Raw genomic sequence first — 19,782 nt, 5'->3', positions numbered from 1 at the left:
GATAATGTCTACTATTTATTCAAAAAATTGATTACAACTGTAGTGTCAGCAATCTTCTCTCCTCGGACACGCTTGATATTTGCGCCGCCCTCACGAAACTCTAAGAAAGCTGAAACAAGATCCTTGCTAATTCCGAGACTATCCCTCAGATCGGCTCCTGACACGGGCCATTCCACTTTCCACGAGATGATCTCTTTGAAATCCACGCCTGGTGGGAGCTGAAATTCACCCTTCACCTCCTCTAACATGCGCTCGCAAAACAAGTTGCAAAGACCTTCACGTTTAAAGTTATAAAAAGCCAGGTAACAACCGTCTCTTGGCCACCACAGCCTCATAACCAAGTCGCATCGCTCTCTTATAGATATGAACAAGTCCGGCTCTTTAAAAAAATGGTACTTTCCAGATTGGCCTTCTTGATCGCTATTCATTTTAATTACACCTTGAAAATTTAGGTGAGAGCATCTTCAGCCTTTGCTCCGCGAGCAGCGACCCCGGAAAGCGTTTCTTTGGCCCAATTTCCATAACGCGTCCGGACTGGCTGCTGCCAACCGGGGCAGAATAAACATATCTTCGCGTGACCGCCCCCTTGGCCGCACGACAATACCATTTGCGCGCCTGCCTCTCGTTTTTCTCGCTAAAGTATCTGTCGCCCAGAGCGATTTGGGCGGACTTGTCACCCTTGCGAGCTATGGCAATGAGGTCTTCAATCGGGTAACCGACCTGATCAGGTTGCAGTAATTTCATAAAAAGAAATACGGCTGCAGTGCTCAACATACGCCTTCCCCTGGATCAGGTGCACGACTTACGACAAACTCGCGATCACATCGCGCACCAATTCGTCACCAGCATTTGCCGGCACCTGCAGTACTCGCTTACTCGGATCGTCGATCGCGCGATTTATCATCTTGAAACTTTTGCCCTTTAATATTCCAGTTATTATATCCGCAAATATAATTTCTAATTGCCTGTTTTCTTTTGTAGCAAACGGAGCAATTATATCAATTAACCACAGATTATTGCCGGATTTCCAATCATCCTCGCCTAAAAGCGATGGAAATATGTGCCCGTTAACGAGAAGCTTGCTCTCGGCTTCCTCATTAAGGTTGGCCCACATCGCTACTGCAACGGGAGTATCCCCTATTCTAAAAACATGGAACTGTTTGCTTTTGATAATGAAGATAACAGTAGAAATGACATCATGAACCTTAAATTCGTGATATGAGGGGGTCTGACTGATCAACCAGACAAATTCGCCCAACACATGGCTGACCGTAACCGGAATTTTGTCACCCACCTCGTCATCCCCGACCGTCATCGTTAATACCTTTACTTATTAAAATGCGTCTATCATTCTTACGTAAAAGACGTAATATTACCAAATTTTTTTGTTATGTATGCTAGGCCATGATTAACCGTCACTAGTGACGCCTTATCATTACGCCAATCCTACACGATCTCACAAAAAATCTTTGCCAAAACATACCTTGGCCGAACAATCACAAGGCCGTTCGCTGTTACTTTATTGTATCGCCCCTCATTCATCGAAAATCTTCTTCAAAGCACGATCCTGCGCTTGGTCGCTATTGCCAATTATTTTTATGGTTTATCGTTCGCGCCCCGCTTCCTGCCGCGCCTCATCGATAGGACTAAGCAGATAGCTTAGGATGGAACGTCGCCCTGTTCGGATATCAGCCGTTGTAGACATCCCGGGTGACAAACGAGCCACTCCGCCATCCCGGATGATCGTTTCTCGGGTCAGCTCAACCCTCGCGGTATAGACGAGGCCAAGCTTCTCATCCTCAACTGCGTCTGACGAGATGCTCTGGATGCGTCCAGGCACCGTTCCATAGCGGGTGAACGGAAACGCCTCGAGCTTGATCGCCACCGGCTGCCCTGCATGAACAAAGCCGGCGTCCTTGTTGAGGACCTTTACCTCCGCGATCAGCGATCCGCCGCTCGGCACGACGACCATGATCGGTTTCGCGGCCTCGACGACACCGCTGACGGTATGCGCGCTGAGTTGTGCGACCGTACCATCCACGGGGCTGACGAGACGCTGGAGGCTGGAGCGCTGCTTCGCTTTGGTGAGCTCTTCCCGGCGCAATAGCGCATCCGCCTCCGCCTTAGTAAGCGCCTCCAACACCTTTGCCCGAGCCGCAGCCTGCGATTGCGCCACCCCGCTTCCGGCCGCTGCCATCTGCGCGGCCGCCTTGCTCGAGGTTTGCAGCGCGATATCGCGGTCCCTGGCGGCAGCCAAACGCTGTCTCCGCATCTCGATGACCTTTAGCTTCGAGACGAAGCCCTTGGCGAGAAGCTGTTCATTGGCTGCGATCTGCTCGTCGAGCAGTGGCAGGGTTTCGGCGAGCTTAGCGGCCTGTACCGTCGCCTCACCGCGCGCAGATACGGCAGCCTGCTGGTCGGCGCGATGGGTAGCGGCGGTCGCAAGGATGTCCTGAAGCTGCGCGCGGGCAAGTGCTGCCTGTCCGCTTGCGACGATCGCTGGCGTGCCCGGCGGAGCCTGAAACACGAGCCCACGCCCATCGAGCGCAGACAAGATCGCGCGCGCTCGGGCGGCGTCGAGTTCGGCGGTCTCAAGGGCACGCTGAGCTTGCACAGCCTCGGCAGTCGACACGGTCGGATCGAGCTCGATAAGCGGCTGTCCGGCGCGAACGTGTTGACCGTCGTGAACTAGGATCGTCCTAACCACGCCGGCTTCGGCAGGCTGTATCAACTTGATGTTGTCGACCGGGATCAGCCTGCCCTGGGCGGATGCCACCACGTCGATCTTGCCGAGGGCCAGCCACAGCAACGTGATCGTCAAACCGATCAGCAGCAGCCAGGTCGTCGCTCTAGCGGTTGGGGAAACCGGCTGTTCGACAATCTCCATCGCAGCGGGAAGAAAGGACACTTCCTCGGTGCGGATCAGCCCCTTCGCGCGCGCCTTCTCGTCGGCGAGTGCGGATCGGGCGACATCCCAATGCCGGCTGAGCACGTTCATGCCTGCCCTCCCGGCCCCATCTGGCGACGATGGAGGCTAGCGTATCGGCCGCCGAGGCGAAGGAGTTCCTCGTGGCTGCCGACCTCGACTACCCTGCCCTTTTCAAGCGTCATGATCCGGTCACATTGGCGGATGGCCGACAGCCGGTGCGCGATGATGAGGACGGTTCGACCCTTTGCCATCGCTTTGAGGTTCGTCTGGATGATCTCCTCGCTTTCCGCGTCGAGGGCCGAGGTCGCTTCGTCGAGGATGAGGATCCGTGGCTGGGTGACCAGTGCGCGGGCAATCGCGATGCGCTGCCGCTGCCCGCCCGACAGATTGACACCGCGCTCTTCGATGATGGTGTCATACCCTTGCGGAAGCGCCAGGATGAACTCGTGGGCGCCTGACAGCCGGGCTGCAGCCATGACGCGATCCAGTGGCATGGCGGGATTGGCAAGCGCGATGTTCTCGCGGATCGACCGATTGAACAGCAGATTTTCCTGCAAGACGACGCCGATCTGCCGGCGCAGCCATGCAGGGTCGATCTGTGCGATATCGACACCATCGATGAACACCCGGCCAGCAGCCGGCGTATAGAGCCGCTGCAGCAGCTTGGTAAGCGTGGATTTGCCCGATCCCGACGAACCGGCGATCCCCAATGTACCGCCTGGCGGCAGGTCGAACGTAATATCGTCAAGCGTCCAGGGGCCATCGAGCGCATAGCGGAATTTGACCCCCTCAAATCGGATTGCGCCTTTGAGAGAAGGGAGCGCGACACGCGAGCCGGCGCCGGGCTCGACTGGCGTGTTGAGCACATCGCCCAGCCGATCGATCGACAGGCGCACCTGCTGGAAATCCTGCCAGAGCTGCGCCATGCGGATGACGGGGCCGGAGACGCGTTGCGCGAACATGTTGAAGGCAACCAGACCGCCGACGGTTAAAGCCCCGACAATCACCTCCCGCGCGCCGAAGAACAGGATGGCGGCCATGCTCAGCTTGGAGATGAGCTGGACCGCCTGACTTCCGGTGTTGCCGAGGTTGATGACCCGTTGGTTGGCGGCGCTATAGCCGGCCAGCTGCCGCTCCCATCGCTCCTGCCACTGCGGCTCGACCGCAGCGGCCTTGACCGTTTGCATGCCGGAGACGCTTTCGACCAGCAGCGCATTGTTGGCGGAGCCGCGTTCATATTTGTCGTTCAGCCGGCGCCGCAGCGGAGCTGTGACAAGAAGCGAGATGATGACGTAGGCCGGAATGGTCGCAGCGACAATCCAGAACAGCGTCGACGAGTAGATCCACATCGCGACGAGGAACACGACCGTGAACGCCGGATCGACGAGCACCGAAAGGGACGCGTTGGTCAGGAATTCACGGATTGATTCCAGCTGGCGAACCCGCGTCACCGTGTCGCCGACGCGACGGCCTTCGAAGTAGGACAGCGGTAGACCAAGCAGGTGGCGGAAAAGCTTGGCACCAAGCTCGACGTCGAGCTTCTGACTGGTTTCGGAATATAGCCGGGTGCGCAGCCAGCCGAATGCCACCTCCCAAATCGAGACGGCAACGAAGCCTACCGCCAGAACCTGGAGCGTGGCCAAGGTATTGTGGACAAGGACCTTGTCGATGACGTTCTGGAAGAACAAGGGCGCAGCCAGCCCTAGGAGGTTCAGCGCCAGCGTGATCAGCAGCACCTCGCCGATCAGTTTTCGATATCGCACAATCTGCGGGATGAACCAGGTGAAGTCGAAACGGCCCGCAACACCCCCAACGCTCTCCCGCGTGGTGATGAGGATGACCTCACCTGACCAGATTTCGGAAAAAGCCTCCGCTGTGCGCTTTTCAACGGGGTGTCCGGGACGCTGTATGAGGACGTCGTTGCCGGCGACACGCCCGATCACGAACCAGCCGGACGGCCCTCCGCCGATGATCGGCAACGGTAGCCGTGCGAGCTTCGCCAGGGTCGTGGTGATGTGTTTTGCACGAACCCCATCGCGACGTTTTGCCAGTCGCAGGATGTCGGATGCGTCTAGCGGGCGTTCGTGGCCTAGCTCATGCCTGAGTTGGTCGGGGTCGACGGCGATTTTGTGCATGGCGAGCACGGTCGCCAAGGCAACAAGCCCCGTTTCGGAATGGCCCGCGAATTTATCGTGCACTTCCCCGCTCACGCGCGCTCCCCACCCCGGCTCCAAATGAAAAATATCGGCTCAGAATGACGATTACATGACGTCATGATGGCGTCAATTATTGAGGTCACTTGCTAGCGCATTGGCAACGTCGCGCCTAGCCCAGGCCACTGTCCGGCCGGATGGTGTTGTAATGACGACGCCACGCCTCGATCAGAACATTGGCCTCGGCGAGGCTGTAGAAGATCTCTTGACGTGACCCCAGTCTTTCATCCAGCTGCGACCAGAGACCGACCGGTATTGTTGCGCATGAGCGCAGTTGAAGCAACGGGCGGGGTTAACCCCGCCCGTTGCTGTTCGAGCCCGGCAGCGAACGCAGCCGGGGTAGCGTAGCCTAGCGACGAGTGCGGCCGCTCGGTGTTGTAGTCGTCGACCCAGCGCGCCAGGATCGAGCGGGCTTGGCCGATGGTGAAGAACAGCGTCTCGTTGAGCAACTCGTCGCGCATGCGACCATTGAAGCTCTCGACGAACCCGTTCTGGGTCGGCTTGCCCGGCGCAATGTAATGCCACTCGACGCCGAATTCCCCCGACCACGCGAGCACCGCGTTCGACGTCAGCTTGGTCCTGTTGTCGCTGACGATCATCGTCGGTTTGCCGCGTTTGGCGACCAAATCGGTCAACTCGCGCACGACCCGCTGGCCCGAAATCGACGTGTCCACCACTGCCCGAAGGCACTCGCGCGTCACGTCGTCGACGATGTTGAGCACGCGGAACCGTCGGCCAGTGACGAGCTGGTCGTGGACGAAGTCCAGGCTCCAGCGCTGGTTGGGGAGCGCCAGCACCGGCGCGGGCGCCCGTGCGCCAACCGCGCGCCTTCGTCCCTTCCGGCGCCTGACCGTCAGCCCTTCCTCACGGTAGAGCCGCTGGGTCTTCTTGCGGTTGACCGTGATGCCGTCCCGGCGCAGCAGGATGTGCAGCCGTCGATAGCCGAACCGCCGACGCTGCTGCGCCAGCTCACGCAAACGCGACCGCAGGTCGCCATCATCTGCCCGGCACGAGCGATACCGCATGCTCGTGCGATCCGCTCCGACAACCGCGCATGCCCGCCGCTCGCTCATCCCCAACGTCGCCTGGAGATGCGCGACCGCTTGCCGCTTCGCGGCGGGCGTCACCACTTTTTTGACAGCAGGTCTTTCAACCCCGCGTTGTCGCGCATCGTGTCCGCGAGCAGCCGCTTGAGCCGGGCATTCTCCTCCTCAAGCGACCTCAGACGCTTTGCGTCGGACACCTCCAGGCCACCGAACTTCGCCTTTCACGCATAGTAGGTCGCGCTCGACATGCCGTGCCTGCGGCAAGGCTCCGTCACCACCGCACCCGCCTCGGCCTCCTTCAGGATGCCGATGATCTGCTCTTCCGAAAACTGCTTCCGCTTCATTCCGTCCGTCCCTTCGAGGGCCGGTCTCTAGTTCCAGGTGGATGAAGAAACGGGGGTCACGTCACAGGCGCTTAAAACTGCCGACGATACCTGATCACCGTTCCCTATTGGGAACGCTCAGCGATACAGCCAAGGCATTCCCGTTGGGATGCTTGATCGGGAATGGAGAACGGATCTCAAAATCCGGCGCTGTTGAGAATGGAAGCCCCGGCTTGACCATAACGGCTTGAAACCGGACGTTCGGTACATGCGAAGCGATGCGCGATGGTGGGACGGTCCCTGACCGATGGTGAAGAACAGCGTCTCGTTGAGCAGTTCGTCGCGCATGCGGCCGTTGAAGCTCTCGACGAACCGTTCTGCGTCGGCTTGCCCTGCGCGATGTGGCGCAGCAGGATGTGCAGCCTTCGATAGCCGAACCGCCGGCGCTGCTGTGCCAGTTCGCAAAGCCGCGACCGCAGGTCACCATCATCTGTCCGGCACGAGCGATACCGCATGCTCGTGCGGTCCGCCCCGACGACCATGTACGCCCGCCGCTCGCTCATTTCCAGCGTCGCCTGGAGATGCGCGACCGCTTGCCGCTTTGCGGCGGGCGTCACCGTTTTTTGACAGCAGATCCTTCAGACCCGCGTTGTCGAGCATCGTGTCCGCGAGTAGCCGCTTGAGCCGTGCGTTCTCTTACTCAAGCGACCGTAGACGCTTCGCGTCAGACACCTCCAGCCCGCCGAACTTCGCCTTCCACGCGTAGTAGGTCGCGCTCGACATCCCGTGCTTCCGGCACAGCTCGGTCACCACCGCGCCCCCTCGGCCTCCTTCAGGATGCTGATGATCTGCTCTTGCGTGAACTGCTTCCACTTCATTCCGTCCGTCCCTTCGAGGGGCTGTCCAGTTTCACCTGGATGAAGAAATGGGGGGCACGTCAGGGCTCAGGAGCCTGGAGGTGGTCGTAGCAGCGGGGGCAGCACTGCGCGGTGGGAAGGCTACACGCTGTCCCCGCTACTACGAAGGGGGTGTCATTTCTATCTGGCGTGGAAAGTGACTTTTCTAAATCGCGGGAACAGGGGCATGGCCTGGAAGCGCTGGTCCAAAATTCCGGCGGATCGCCGATCCCATGCGGCTACGCTCGACAAGGTCAGGCGCGGCGATTTCTGAATCGACAATGCGACCAATATACCAATGGCCGGACACGAGCCCGTGTCCGGCCATTGCCACGTTCCTGCGGAACGCCCTCAGAGACGGGCCCGGAGTGAGAAGGCGAAATTGCGGGAGAAATATTTCACGTCCTTGGGCGTGTCATAGGTTCCCCAATAGCTGCGATCGCCACTGCGGGTCAGGTTCGACGCTTCCACACCGATCGTCACATTCTTGGTGAGGTCATAGTTGATCGCGGCGTCCAGACGCTCGACGGGGTCCAAGAACAGGTTGTTGTACGGATTCCCGCCATCCAGCCAAAGCTGGCGGCGAGAGCGCCAGTTATAGGCGACACGAATGTTTAACCCACCGCGCTCGAAGAAGCCGGTGAGATTATAAACATATTTCGAGACGTACAGCATCGGCCCAAATACAAACACCGTATTGCCGTTTTCGTCTTTGGACGGATTGGCTTGCCGTGTGAGGTTCAACGTACCGTTGACCGATCCGCCGAACGACTTCAGGAAACCGGGTAGGAAGGTGAAGAAGGTCGTCAACTGACCCTCGATACCCCGATGACGTCCGATACCGAGATTATAGGGGCGTGTGATCTTGATCGGAATACCAGGATTGTCCGGCATATATTCCACCACGGTGTCGTTTGCGATCAAGCCATTCTGATTCCACTGCCAAACGGCGACGCTCGCCGAGCCGGTCGAACCGAAATACCATTCGAGCGAGGCATCATATTTGCTGAGGCTGACCGGCCGGAGTTGGGCGTTGCCGCCCCACCCCGTGGCGTTGCCCGGGTCCTGAAGATTCAGGCTCAGGACCGGGTTGATCTGGTTTGCCGTCGGACGACCGACCTCATAGGTATAGGACGCCCGCAATTGCAGCTTCGACGTGAAGTGCATGATGGCGTTGACGCTTGGCAGGATGTCCAGCGTGTTACCCTTCGGCGTGAAGAAGGTATCGGTCTTGACCAACGTCTTCAGGCCATCGTTATTGGTCACGAACGCCTCGACGTGGCGAAGTGATCGCAGCGAGGTTATGTTGTTGACCAGCCGTGCGCCGATGATCCCCTCGATCGGGAAGAACAGTTTCATGTTGTAATGGAACTGGGCGTATCCAGCATAACCGCCCTCCGCCCCGGAAAAGGCATTGTAGGGATCATATGCCGGGAAAGTCTGCGCCAGCTTCGGGTATATCGGCGTCAGCAACCGGCGGATCGTCGGGAAGCTTGCGCGGATCGAATTGGTATCGCCGATCAGCCAATTCGCGTTCGATGAGCTTTGGAATTGTCCACCGACCTGCACCAGTTTGTAATCCGACAGCTGGCTGATCGGCAGGCGTAGCGACGCATACCAATTGCCACCATAATTGTAATTGTAAGTTCGACGGTTATATCGGAACCCGAACTTGAAGTTGTCGATGAAATTCCAGAACGTGTTGAACTTCAGATCGGCCTTGAGTTCGGTTTCAGCGCTACGGGAATCGAGGCGCTGCTGGCCGAAATTGTCGATATACAAATAGTTTTTCGGGTCGAGCGTATCGATATTCTTGAAATCGACCTTGACGCCGCCCAGCGGATCGTTCGGATCGTTGAAGATCACGTCTACCCGTGGCTGCTGGCTGAAACGAACCGAGTGATACAGGCTGTCAGAATAGCGGTTTGAGCGCTGGTAATTGGCCCAGGCGTTGAAATCGATCCGCTCGTCGGTATATTGCACCTGAAAGCGGCCATTATAGCCCTTGGTCGTTTCCAAATAGGACGTACGCCCAGGCCCCATCGGGTCCAGGCCATAGAGCGATACCGATTTCACGAGGCGACCGTCGCTGGCCAACACCACGTTGGACAGGCTGGGCGGCGCGTTCATCGACTCCGAATAGCTGATCGGGATCCAGAAGGTGCTGTCCGCCTGTAGCGCCTGACGGTTGGCATACCCGCCCTCCACGGTGAGCGTCCAATGATCGTCGGGCTTCCACTGCGACGAGATCTGGAACGCGGCACGCTTGGACCATCCATCGGTGCCGGCGAAGCCGACACGGAACGGAAGATAGATTCGCGCCGGGGTGGAGGTCGGCAGAACCGGTTGCCGGATGCTGGTCAACAGCGACGGCAATTCGTTGAAGCGAACGGCTTCGTTATACCCGACCTTGTTCCAGGTGCCGTTGACCGAGAACCCCATGCGACCGATCGGCGTGTCCTGATTATAGGCGATCAGGGCGCTGTAATACGGGTTCACCTTCTTGATTCGATCGGAATAATCGAAGCGCGAACTGATCGCGTAGGTCGCCCCCGGCTTGAAATCGGTCGGACGGCGTAAGGTCAGATTGATGACCCCCGTCCGGCTGCCTTCGACCTGATCGGGCGTCCGGGTCTTGTAGACCTCGATCCCGGCGACGAGATCCGACGATATGTCGTTGAGGTCGGTCGTCCGGCCGCTGGACGAAAAGGTCGGCGAGCCGTTGACCGTCGTCATCACGCCATCGAGGCCGCGAATCAGGACCTTGCCGCCCTCGCCGCGATCACGGTCGATCTGGATGCCGGGCACACGCGCCAGCGCCTCCGCGACGTTTTTGTCAGGCAACTTACCGATATCCTGGGCCAAAACGACATCGACGATCTGCTGCGCGCGGCGTTTTGCGCCTCGCGCGCTCTTCACGTTCTCGCGAAGACCGGTCACGACGACCTCACCCTCCAATCGACCCGATTCGCCATTGACAACCGGGGAGTTGTCTTTGGCCAAGGCTTTACTTTTCTTGATCTTTTTGCGCTTGGTGCTCGAATTGCCGCGCGAATCTGACGTTACTGTATCGGGGGCAGAAGACTGCGACACCAAGTCTTTGTTTTCCGCAGCAAAAGCGGCCTGAGAAGTACATGTAGCAACAATGGCAAACATAGCGGCGCCGTTGATCAGATTTGCTTTACGCGACATTCTTGCGCTCTCCCCCCTTCAGAAACGGTATCACGCCCCCCGCGCTTACTCGCCTCATCTCGTATACTTTGTATGTAATTTTTTATCTTGTCTAACAAAAAATGATGGGCAATATTGCTTATACGGACAGCGGTGATGAGAGCGTCGCCGCCTGCAAGGGGGGACGAGCCAAGGCGCGACGAGCCGGGTTCGACATTGCGAAAAAGGGGGGGGCTATGGAAAAAGTCAGTCAAGTTGATGGGCGTGAGGCGGGAACGCTGGCGCCCGAGGGCAATCTTCGCCGTAACGCGCTGATCGCCCTTCTCGGTGGCGCCGCACTGACCGGATTTGCGGGCAGATCGCAGGCCCAGGTGTCAACATCCGTGGACAAGGTGCCGCTGCAATTCGCACTGCACATGCAGTATCTGTCGACCAATTACCTGCAATTCCTGATCTATGGCGACAATCGACAGCTACCCGCCCAGCATATCCGCGGCGGGGAACTGTCCGGCGATGCCGGTGTCATTGCCCAGAATTTGCAGCAGGTGAAATTTCCGTCGACGGCCGAGCGCATTCTTCAGTCGCGAATCCAGGAGATCGCCGACGAGCATTGGTATCAGACGCTCACGATTCGCGGGATGCTGCGTGCGGACTGCGTGGCGCAGACCTTTATCGATTATCGGCCGGAAGCTTTTACGCAGATGTTCCGCATGGCTGGTGCGATCGGTGCGAACGACACGTTCAGTCCCTATACCTCGCCGACGAACTGCCTGCTGGGCGCCGATGCGCTTCTGAGCGTTCAGGCTTCGACCTATGCCTCGATCCTGGCCAGCATGACCGATCCGGTCGCCATGGCGATGATGATGTCGATGGCCGCGTCGCTGGCCAGCAACGTCACGTCCGTCCGATCGATGCTGTACGACCTGGCGGGCTCCAACCCGCAATTGATCGTCATGATGGACAAGCTTGCCGCATGGCGTGACGCGATCGACGGCACGAACACGACCGACCGTGGCATGTCGCCGGTGACGGGGATCGACGGCAACCTCGCGACCCGCCTGACGGTCGTCGACGCCGACGGGGCCTATCTGGCCCGGTCGCCGCAACAGGCCCTGAACGTGCTGTTCATGACCTCCGGCTCCGTCACCAAGGGCGGTTTTTTTCCGAACGGCATCAACGGCGGGATCGTCAGCAGCGCGGCAAACTGAGCGCGGCCATCAAATTGGGGGGATGAGGGATGAACTCGAACGTGGATCGCGGTTTGGAAAGTCGGCGTGGATTTCTGGGGGTCATCGGCGGGGTTTCCGCGATGACCGGCATCGCCATATTGTCGTCCTGCAAGGACGATGTCGTGGGGGCCGAGAATGTTCCCGCTCCGACCGCGACATCGACAACGGCGGTGTCGGTACCGCCCACCTATACCGCGACGGATACCGATCGCCTGAACTTCGCGTTGCAGCTGCACTATCTGGTCGCCTCGTTCCTGCAGGTCGGGCTGAACGGATCGGCGCTGGCGGCGAACCTGACGAGCGGAAGCGGCACGTCGGGGCAGGTTTCCGGCGGGCGGCGCGTCACCTTTTCGGATCAGAAGCTTCTGGCCATCTTGCGCGAAGTCACGAACACCACGACGGCGCGCGTCGCATTCCTGCGAAAGACCCTGGGAAGTGCGGTGACCGCCCAACCCGCCATCTCGATAGCAGGGGGGCAGAACAGCGCGTTTCAGGCGTTCTCGGTGCCGACCAGCACCACGGCGCCGACCAGCTTCTATGATCCCTATGCGTCGGAGAACGACTTCCTGCTGGCGGCGGTCGGCCTGTCGGCGGTCCTGACCAGTGCGATGGACGAGCTGGCGTGGAACATGGCGGCGTCGACGCGACTCTATTTCGGCCCCCTGACCGCGGGCGTCGCGGCCACGGATTCCGCGCTTCGCAACGTCCTCTTCACGCGTGCATCGGTCGAAACCACGCCAGCCAATGGCCAGCCGACATTGTTCACGCTCGCAAGCAGAATGGCGAGTGCCCGCAACCCCTTTGACGGGCCGGGAAATCGCGATCAGGATATCGGTTCGCGCGGTACGAGCCCCAATATCGGCATTACCGATGGCGCCAACTGGGTGGCCATTCGCCGTTCCCCGGAACAGGCGCTGGGCATTTTGTACACCTCGGTCTTGTCGGTGTCGTCGGGCGGCTTCTTTCCGGCGGGCATCAACGGCACCATCAGATATAGTGGCGCGAATAGCTAAGGCGTGTGAGCCCAGGCGGTCGGCCGGGCGGCGTCGGAGGTCGGCTGTCTGTTCGGCGGGCGGGGCGGCGGACGGATACCCGCCGCCCCGCCCCGCCCCGCCCTCAAAACGCGATCACCAACCCCGCGCGGTACGACTGGTTGCGCACGTCGGAGCGTGCGACGGTGGCGTCGGCCGCGATCGAGACGGTGGTCCGACCGCTGCGATAGGAGAGTCCCGCCGACAGCTCGCCCCAGTCGCGGTCCTGCGCCCCGACGGTGAAGGGAACCCGCAACGCGGTGCCGTTGGCGAAACCGACAAGGCCGGTGTCCGAGCGATCGTTGAAGTCGTGGACATAATAGGCCGCGGCGAAGGGCCGCAGCCCCTTGGCATGGCCGTCGAGTTGCAGGCCCGCTCGCCCCTGGACGCTCAGATAGTCCTGACCGCCATAGACCAGCGCCAGGCCGCTGCCGCGCTCGGGTGTCCGGGTGAAGTCGATGCGGTTTGCACGCACCGCCACGCGCGGGCCGATGCGCAGGGCTTCGCTGCCCGCGTGATAGGCCGCGCCGACCTCGGCCGACAGTGCCAGCGCATTGTCGTGGGTGCGCAGGTCATAGCCGGTGCCTAGAAAATCGCCGATGCGGCGGGTCGCCGACCGATAGACGCCCGCACCCGTCTGCACGTCGAGCGACGGGCCGAACGAACCACCCAGACGGCTATAGAGCGTCCCCTGGATCAGCTCGCCACGCGCCGACTGCCCCAGGCGGACCTCGCCGTCCAGCCGGGTGTAGGACAGGCCGAAGCCCAGCATGGCGGCGTCGTTGACCCGCGCCTCGATCCCGGTCGCGATATGGAAGCCATCGAACCGGTCGGGGGACAGGGCGGCGATGCGGTCGGGGTAGAAGCGCGCGACCGTGTCGGTCGCGGCGGTGCCGATCGCGCGACGCATCGTCTCGCTGCGCGGCGCCAGCGATTCCAGCGTGCTCCGGATGGTCGCGGCGGACTGAAGATCAAGCGTCCCGTACATCCCCGACAGCGCGGCATAGGCCGCGCGATTGCCGTCGAGCAGGCGGCCATAGGCGCGCTGCACCGGCGTCGTCGCCAGATCGGCATAGAGGCGCGCCGCGATGCTGGCGGTCACGCTGGTCCCGGCATAGGCGAGCTGGGGATAGAGGATCGCGGTCAGCGCGGTCGCGTCGCCGAAGTTGCCGGTCACCCCGCCGCTTGCGGTCAGCACCGTATAGCGATCGCCGAAGCGCGGCGCTTGATTGAGCGGGCGCAGCGTGATCGTGCCGCCCCCCAGCACCGCAGTCCGCGCGACGAGCAGGTCGGACGTGCCGCCCGCGCCGACGTCGACGACATGGAGGCTGCCCCCTGCCAGCGTGGCGGTGCCAGCGACGGTCAGCGTGCCGATCGCCCCGCTATTGCCGGGCGACACGATGCCCCCGCTCTGCGCGATCAGGGTGGCCAGGCTGCCGGTGCCGCCCACGGTGCCCCCCGAAGCGGCGGTCAGGGCGGAACGGGTCAGCGCGCCGTTGACGGTTAACAGCCCCTGTTCGACCCGGGTCGGGCCGGAAAAGCTGTTGCTGCCGGTCAGGATCAGCTCGCCCCCGCCGCGCTTGGTGATCCCGCCGATGTCACCGGAAAAGCCCGCCAGCACCTCGGGCGAATAGCGGTCGCGCGCGTCCTGGATGGGGTTGCTCCAGATGTCGATACTGCCGGTCGGCACATTGACCTCGCGCGTCTGGCGCAAGGCGGTCGGCCCGCGCAGCGCGACGTCCATCTGCGGCATCCCACAGCCGGAGCGCAGGTCGACGCCCGGCGTGTCGAGATCCCGCGAACTCGACACCAGTATGTCCGAGATCAGCGCGATGCTGTAGTTGGGGAACCAGCCCATCAGCACCGCCGCAAAGCCCGAGACGTTGGGCGCGGCCATTGACGTGCCGGTCAGCGCGCCGTAACCGGAACCGGTCAGCGTCAGCAACTGCTTCATGTCGGCCTGAAGCTGGGTATTGGCCTTGGCCAGCACCGCCCAGGAAAAGTCGACGCCGAGCAGGCCCGCATTGGTCGCCACGATCCCGGCCAGGCGGCTGGTATAGCCGTCGGGATCGCCGCCCACGAACCGCGCGCCATAGGCCACCGAGATGCCGACCGCCTGCTGGGCGAGCAGTGTGCTTTCGGCGTCCGCGTTGAGTGCCGCGCCGGTCCGCTGCGCGGTGTCCTTGCGCGCCAGATAGCCGTTGAGGACGCCGATCCAGGCTTTGACCGCGGCGTTCTGAAGCGCGGTCAGCGTCGCGGCGCTATAGATGGTCGGATAGGCGGCGCGGGTATATTTGGCGCGGATCGCGGCGACGTCGAGCGTATAGGTGGTGACGCCCGAGATGATCGCGCTGCCCGGTGCCGCGACGCATTAGGTCGCGCTCTGACCGCACAGGCTGGAACTTGGCGCGGCGGTGCCGTCGGCCAGGTAGTTGGCGACCGACAGCCAGTTGGAGCGCAGCCGCATGTCGTTCAGCGGGGTCACCGCATCGATGCTGGCATGGACGCCCCCGCCATTGCCCGCCGAGAAGACGACGAGGACGTCGTTCGTCAGGACCGGATCGTAAAAGCCGTTCAGGTTCTGGGCGAACTGCGCCCGCGCGGTCGCGAGCGAGGCGGTATAGGGCAGCGTGGTGCCCGAACCCCAGCTGTTGTTGATGATCCGCACCCGGCCGCTATTGGCCAGGTCGACGATGTTCGACTGCGCATTGGCGACCGGCAGGCCGTCGAGGATGCCGTCACGGAACCACAGGAAGTCGCCCGCTGAGAAGTTGGTCGTCGCCGCCACGATATTGGCGCCGTACGCATTGCCGAACATCACCCCGCCCGCCACGCGATTGCCCGCCGCGGTGCCCGCGACATGGGTACCGTGGATTTCCCAGGGGCGGCGCGGATTAACCCGGCCGTCATTGCCATGGTCGGACGGCACGCCGGTGCGGAAGCCGCTCAACTTGCCGCTGCCGGCGAACAGCGGATGCTCGAAGGCGACCCCGGCATCGTTGATCCCGATCGTCTGCCCCAGCCCCGACGGCCCCAGCACATAGGCATATTCCATGCCCAGCGCGGCCTTCGAATAATCGACCTTGAACTGCGCGTCGCCGCGCCACGAGGCGAGCGCGGCGTTATAGTCGGTCGTCCGCTGGCCATTGGCCATATAATAGCCGCCCGTCGGCTGCGCGGGCGCGGCGCGGGTCTGCGCCATGACGGGCAGCGCCGTCATCGTTGCCGCCAGGGCGACGCCCGACAAGGCGGCGATACGCAAAAATCCACGGTACGACGTCACGCTCATGCAGAATTCCCCAGCCGGATGCCTTCGCTACGCCAATGATTCTGCAATCCTGTCAATTTTGGTTGCGTAACAATGGGTTGTAGGCAAAGCACCTGACTATCTCGGGCAGAATGGCAAAATGATTACAGATTTGCCGGCCGGGGGTGTGGAATTGGTATTCAAGGATAAATGCTGGCGGGGGATTAAGGGGCTATGCCACCCCGGCGAAGGCCGGGACGGTGCGTGGACAGGCCAAGGCCATGATCGCGCCAACGACCTGGCCGATGACTGGATCGCATGTCATTCCTCACAAGCGGGCGGCACACCATCCGGGCGGAGTTTGGGCCGCGCCGCGACCGGCGCCAGCGCCTCCCATTCCTCCACCGCTAGGCCCGCATGGGCGCTCCCCGTCCCCGACGCCTCCATCACCGCGCGCAGGCAGCGGGTGGTGACGGGGGCGAAGCGCACCGTCCGGAACCCGTCGACCCCGGTTGGATAGGTCGCGGCGATCCGCGTCCACCCCCCCTTTCCCCAGTATTCCAGATGCCAGGCGGCGGGCGGGGCGACGCCTTCGGTCGATCCGGCGGGATGGTCGGCGAAGAAGCGGATGCGGCTTTCATTCAGCGTGACCGGGCGGGGCCAGCGATATTCGATCCAAGCGCTGGCCGGGTTCGCCTTGGTCCAGTTGCCCCACATATCGGGCGGCAGCGGGCTCGTCCGCACCACCCCGTCGTTCAGCGCGGCGAGCCAATATTGCACCGGGACCGGCGCGTTCGACGCGGTGACGAAGGCTCGGCGTGCGACGTTGCGGGTGGGCGCGGGCGGAGGCGAGGCGGCTCTGGTCGGCTGCACGGGGCGGATCGCGGGTGGCGAGACGCTGTCGTCCCATTCCATCGGATCGATCGCGACCGAGCGGCGGAAATGCCCCCCGCCCTTGGCGTCCGCAGTGTGATAGGTGAGATACCAGCGCCCCTGGAACGCGACCGCCCCGGCATGGGAGGTGGTCGAGGAGACGGGGCGCAACACCACGCCACGATAGGTCCAGGGCCCCATCGGCGTCGGCGCGGAGGCATAGGCTTGGCACGCATGGTACAGCGTCGGGGTGCACGGGCTGTCCGGCCCGGCGTTGTTCGCGGCGTAGAGCAGATAATAGGTGCCGCGCCGCTTCATCAGCCAGGGCGCCTCGAAGAAGCCGGTCGCGCTGGCGACGACCTGTTCGGGGCCCTCGGGCGTGACCATGTCGGGGGCCAGTTCCATTGCGCGCAGCCGCCCGAACGTGCCCCAATAGATATAGACCCTGCCGTCATCGTCGATCAGCACCGTCGGATCGATATTCTGGATGGCGTTGGCGACCGGCACGCCTTGCGAGATGATCGGCCCCGCCGGATGCGCGTCGCGCCACGGCCCGGTCGGCCGATCGGCGACTGCGACGCCGATCCCGAACCGGTCCTTGGCGTCGCCGCCCCGCTGGAGCACCGGCGCGTAGAGATAATAGCGGCCGTGTGCCTTCACCATCTGCCCGGCATAGGCGCGGCCGGGTTCGGCCCAGGCGAAGACGGTCTCCGGCCGGGCGATGACGGGATGATGCCGCCACACGCCGCTGGCGGGGTCCTTGGTGGAAAGCAGCTGCCACTCGTTCATGATGAAGTCGTTGACCCCATCGGGCGCCTCGTCGTGGCCCGCCAGGATCCAGAGCGTGTCGCCGTCGACCATCGGCGCCGGGTCGGTCGAATAGCTGCGGCCGTCGGACAGGATCGGGTTGCCCCGTGCGCGGATCGTCTCCGAGGGCGCGAGCAGGGCGGCGAGGAGGAGCGGAATCATGTCCCATCGTGACCAAACTGATAGGGCTTGTCGAGATCGTATACGGTTCTCCTCTATTCTTCCCTTTGAAGGGGAGGAATGAGTTAGCGGTCCAGCATCGCCGGGCTCGGGCACCCGGCGGGGACTGCCCCCGGCCCCGGGCGATAGACCAACCGCACCCTACTGGGCCCCGTGGGCACGCAAGCCGAGAGGTGATAGTCCTTCGCCAACACCGCCTTCAGTACCGTCCGCGTCGCGCGGTTGCCGAAGGCGAAGCGGGGATAGTCGTCGACGATCGCACCGGGCCGGGTGGCCAGGATGCGGCGGATCTCGGTGACCGGATCGACGCCCAGCGCGGCCGCGCTCGCCTCGTCGCTGGTGTTGAGATGGCCCGGAAACACCCATTTCGACGGCAGGCAGCTATGGGTCAGCAGATAGAGCGCCGGATAGCCGTCATAGACATAGAGACACCCGCGCGCCGGGGTTGCGGCACGGGCGACTGCCTGGGCCTGGGCCGCCCCCCCCTTGGCGCGTTCGCTCAAGCCCAGCACGATCTGCCCCGCCGCGAGGATCGCCAGCACCAATGCGGCGATCCCCCCGCGATGCCAGCGCGCCAGCGCGGGCGCCGCGACAAGGACGGCGGGCAGCGTGACGGGCAGCGCGTAATGCGGGCTGCCGAACCGGCCATAGCCGAGGACCGCGACCGCGCTCACCATCAGCCAGACCAGCAAGAACCGGAACCCGTCGCGCCGCGCTGGCGGAACATGCCGCCAGGGCCGCCCGAACGCGATGACCAGCGCCAGCGGGAGGAGGATGCCGACACAGACGGCCAGCCCCTCCAGCTCGTCCGTCAGCGGCCGCGCCGCCTGTCCGCCGAGCGAGACGATATTGGCGAAGATCCAGGCGTCGCCCTGCCCGATCATAGCATAAGTCGCGAAGGCACCGACCGTCGGGAGCAGCGCCAGCCCGACCCAGACCGCCGCCATCCCCGCCAGCCGGGCGAGCGGCACCCGGTTGCGCCAGCCCAGCCAGAGCAGGATACAGCCGAAGGCGAACCCCTCGGGCAGCACCGCATATTTGATCTGAAGCGCGACGCCCACCGCGCCCATCGCGACCGCGCCGTTGGCGAACAACCGCCCCCGCCGCTCGATCGCGCGCAGCACCGCGACCCCGGCGACCAGCATCGGCGCGGTGTAGAAGACCGGGGACTGTCCCCCTTCCCCCTCCATCAGGTTCAGCCAGAGGATATAGAGGATCGCCGCTACGATCGCCGCGAACGGCCCCGCAAAGCCGCGCGCCAACCGCTGTATGCCGAAGGCGGTCGCCACGACGAAGCCGGTCGCGACCAGCTTATAGGCCAGGAATCCGTCTCCCCCCAGCCCGTACCCCAGCGACCGCGCGCCCGCATAGAGCAGGAACAGCCCGATCGGCTTGCGATCGAAGATGTCGACATAGGGTAGCGCACCGTGGAGCATCCGGTCGCCGACCAGCAGATAATACTGCTCGTCGAACCCGGTCACTGGATTGCCCAGCGCCCGGGCACGGACGACCAGCGCGACCTGCGTCAGAAGCAGCAGAACGCCGCCCTTTCCCGATAACCGCTGGCCCCGCTCGTACTTCATAACGCACTCCTTTCCCTCTCCCCTGGACAGGGGAGAGGGTTGGCGAAGCTTGCCAGCGCAGCTTGGGTGAGGGGTTGAGCAAGCTCGAAGGCTCGCGCGCTCGCCCCTGCGAGCGCCCACCCCTCTACCAGCTCCGACTAGCATTACAGTTGCGCTCTTGATGATGTTCTGAATCAATGGGTCACCATGACAAGGAGGTCGTGGTGACGGGAGCATCGATCGAGGCGACGCTGGAGCTTTGGGCATCGTCGCTG

The 19,782-nt window shown here is 62.4% G+C and carries 12 protein-coding genes and 3 pseudogenes; 2 read left to right on the top strand and 13 right to left on the bottom strand.

Annotated elements, in window-relative coordinates:
* Window positions 1–11: 11 nt before the first annotated feature.
* The 9 genes and pseudogenes from U1703_RS17575 to U1703_RS17535 form a co-directional block, all read right to left on the bottom strand.
* The gene (locus tag U1703_RS17575) at window positions 12–428 is read right to left on the bottom strand and encodes a hypothetical protein (RefSeq protein ID WP_332786766.1); all 417 of its coding nucleotides are present in this window, start codon (window positions 426–428) and stop codon (window positions 12–14) included.
* Between the two features lies 1 nt (window position 429).
* Window positions 430–771 carry a hypothetical protein gene (locus tag U1703_RS17570; RefSeq protein ID WP_332786765.1) on the bottom strand — a complete coding sequence of 114 codons (342 nt, stop codon included), beginning with the start codon at window positions 769–771 and terminating at the stop codon, window positions 430–432.
* A 31-nt stretch (window positions 772–802) separates the two neighbouring features.
* Window positions 803–1,315, bottom strand: coding sequence for a toxin-activating lysine-acyltransferase (locus U1703_RS17565; protein WP_332786764.1), 513 nt, complete (start codon window positions 1,313–1,315; stop codon window positions 803–805).
* 288 nt (window positions 1,316–1,603) lie between these two features.
* Window positions 1,604–2,998: an HlyD family type I secretion periplasmic adaptor subunit gene (locus U1703_RS17560; RefSeq protein ID WP_332786763.1), complete on the bottom strand. Its 1,395-nt coding sequence runs from the start codon at window positions 2,996–2,998 to the stop codon at window positions 1,604–1,606.
* Window positions 2,995–5,139, bottom strand: coding sequence for a type I secretion system permease/ATPase (locus U1703_RS17555; RefSeq protein WP_332786762.1), 2,145 nt, complete (start codon window positions 5,137–5,139; stop codon window positions 2,995–2,997). Before U1703_RS17555 ends, U1703_RS17560 begins: the two co-directional genes overlap by 4 nt.
* Window positions 5,140–5,257: 118 nt before the next feature.
* Window positions 5,258–5,347 (bottom strand): annotated as a pseudogene (locus tag U1703_RS17550) (integrase core domain-containing protein); the annotation flags it as partial.
* 19 nt (window positions 5,348–5,366) lie between these two features.
* Window positions 5,367–6,532, bottom strand: a pseudogene (locus U1703_RS17545) (IS3 family transposase).
* Window positions 6,533–6,915: 383 nt separating this feature from the next.
* Window positions 6,916–7,389: pseudogene (locus U1703_RS17540) on the bottom strand (transposase); the annotation flags it as partial.
* Between the two features lie 369 nt (window positions 7,390–7,758).
* On the bottom strand, window positions 7,759–10,599 hold the full coding sequence (locus tag U1703_RS17535; RefSeq protein WP_332786761.1) for a TonB-dependent receptor: 2,841 nt from the start codon (window positions 10,597–10,599) through the stop codon (window positions 7,759–7,761).
* Between the two features lie 101 nt (window positions 10,600–10,700).
* Here U1703_RS17535 and U1703_RS17530 point away from each other — a divergent pair, with 101 nt between their 5' ends.
* Both U1703_RS17530 and U1703_RS17525 read left to right on the top strand, forming a co-directional pair.
* Window positions 10,701–11,786, top strand: coding sequence for a hypothetical protein (locus U1703_RS17530; protein WP_332786760.1), 1,086 nt, complete (start codon window positions 10,701–10,703; stop codon window positions 11,784–11,786).
* A gap of 101 nt (window positions 11,787–11,887) precedes the next feature.
* Window positions 11,888–12,820, top strand: a complete 933-nt coding sequence (locus U1703_RS17525; RefSeq protein WP_332786759.1) for a ferritin-like domain-containing protein — start codon at window positions 11,888–11,890, stop codon at window positions 12,818–12,820.
* Between the two features lie 103 nt (window positions 12,821–12,923).
* Here U1703_RS17525 and U1703_RS17520 read toward each other — a convergent pair whose 3' ends face one another.
* The 4 genes from U1703_RS17520 to U1703_RS17505 form a co-directional block, all read right to left on the bottom strand.
* Window positions 12,924–14,939 carry an autotransporter domain-containing protein gene (locus U1703_RS17520; RefSeq protein ID WP_332786758.1) on the bottom strand — a complete coding sequence of 672 codons (2,016 nt, stop codon included), beginning with the start codon at window positions 14,937–14,939 and terminating at the stop codon, window positions 12,924–12,926.
* Between the two features lie 270 nt (window positions 14,940–15,209).
* Complete coding sequence (locus U1703_RS17515) at window positions 15,210–16,127, bottom strand: S8 family serine peptidase (protein WP_332786757.1); 918 nt, start codon at window positions 16,125–16,127, stop codon at window positions 15,210–15,212.
* Between the two features lie 279 nt (window positions 16,128–16,406).
* A complete protein-coding gene (locus tag U1703_RS17510; protein WP_332786756.1) occupies window positions 16,407–17,927 on the bottom strand; it encodes a family 43 glycosylhydrolase in 1,521 nt (506 codons plus the stop codon).
* An 83-nt stretch (window positions 17,928–18,010) separates the two neighbouring features.
* The gene (locus U1703_RS17505; protein WP_332786755.1) at window positions 18,011–19,528 is read right to left on the bottom strand and encodes an ArnT family glycosyltransferase; all 1,518 of its coding nucleotides are present in this window, start codon (window positions 19,526–19,528) and stop codon (window positions 18,011–18,013) included.
* Between the last annotated feature and the right edge of the window lie 254 nt (window positions 19,529–19,782).

Source organism: Sphingomonas flavida (assembly GCF_036663655.1).
Classification (GTDB): Bacteria; Pseudomonadota; Alphaproteobacteria; order Sphingomonadales; family Sphingomonadaceae; genus Sphingomonas.
Note: the sequence above shows the minus strand (reverse complement) of the source record. Positions and strands in the feature narration are given on the sequence as shown.

What these genes read in the sequence shown, in the direction of transcription:
- U1703_RS17575 (WP_332786766.1), bottom strand. Translation starts at nt 428, where the DNA reads ATGAATAGCGATCAAGAAGGCCAATCTGGAAAGTACCATTTTTTTAAA.
- U1703_RS17565 (WP_332786764.1), bottom strand. Translation starts at nt 1,315, where the DNA reads ATGACGGTCGGGGATGACGAGGTGGGTGACAAAATTCCGGTTACGGTC.
- U1703_RS17560 (WP_332786763.1), bottom strand. Translation starts at nt 2,998, where the DNA reads ATGAACGTGCTCAGCCGGCATTGGGATGTCGCCCGATCCGCACTCGCC.
- U1703_RS17535 (WP_332786761.1), bottom strand. Translation starts at nt 10,599, where the DNA reads ATGTCGCGTAAAGCAAATCTGATCAACGGCGCCGCTATGTTTGCCATT.
- U1703_RS17530 (WP_332786760.1), top strand. Translation starts at nt 10,701, where the DNA reads ATGATGGGCAATATTGCTTATACGGACAGCGGTGATGAGAGCGTCGCC.
- U1703_RS17525 (WP_332786759.1), top strand. Translation starts at nt 11,888, where the DNA reads ATGACCGGCATCGCCATATTGTCGTCCTGCAAGGACGATGTCGTGGGG.
- U1703_RS17515 (WP_332786757.1), bottom strand. Translation starts at nt 16,127, where the DNA reads ATGAGCGTGACGTCGTACCGTGGATTTTTGCGTATCGCCGCCTTGTCG.
- U1703_RS17510 (WP_332786756.1), bottom strand. Translation starts at nt 17,927, where the DNA reads ATGATTCCGCTCCTCCTCGCCGCCCTGCTCGCGCCCTCGGAGACGATC.
- U1703_RS17505 (WP_332786755.1), bottom strand. Translation starts at nt 19,528, where the DNA reads ATGAAGTACGAGCGGGGCCAGCGGTTATCGGGAAAGGGCGGCGTTCTG.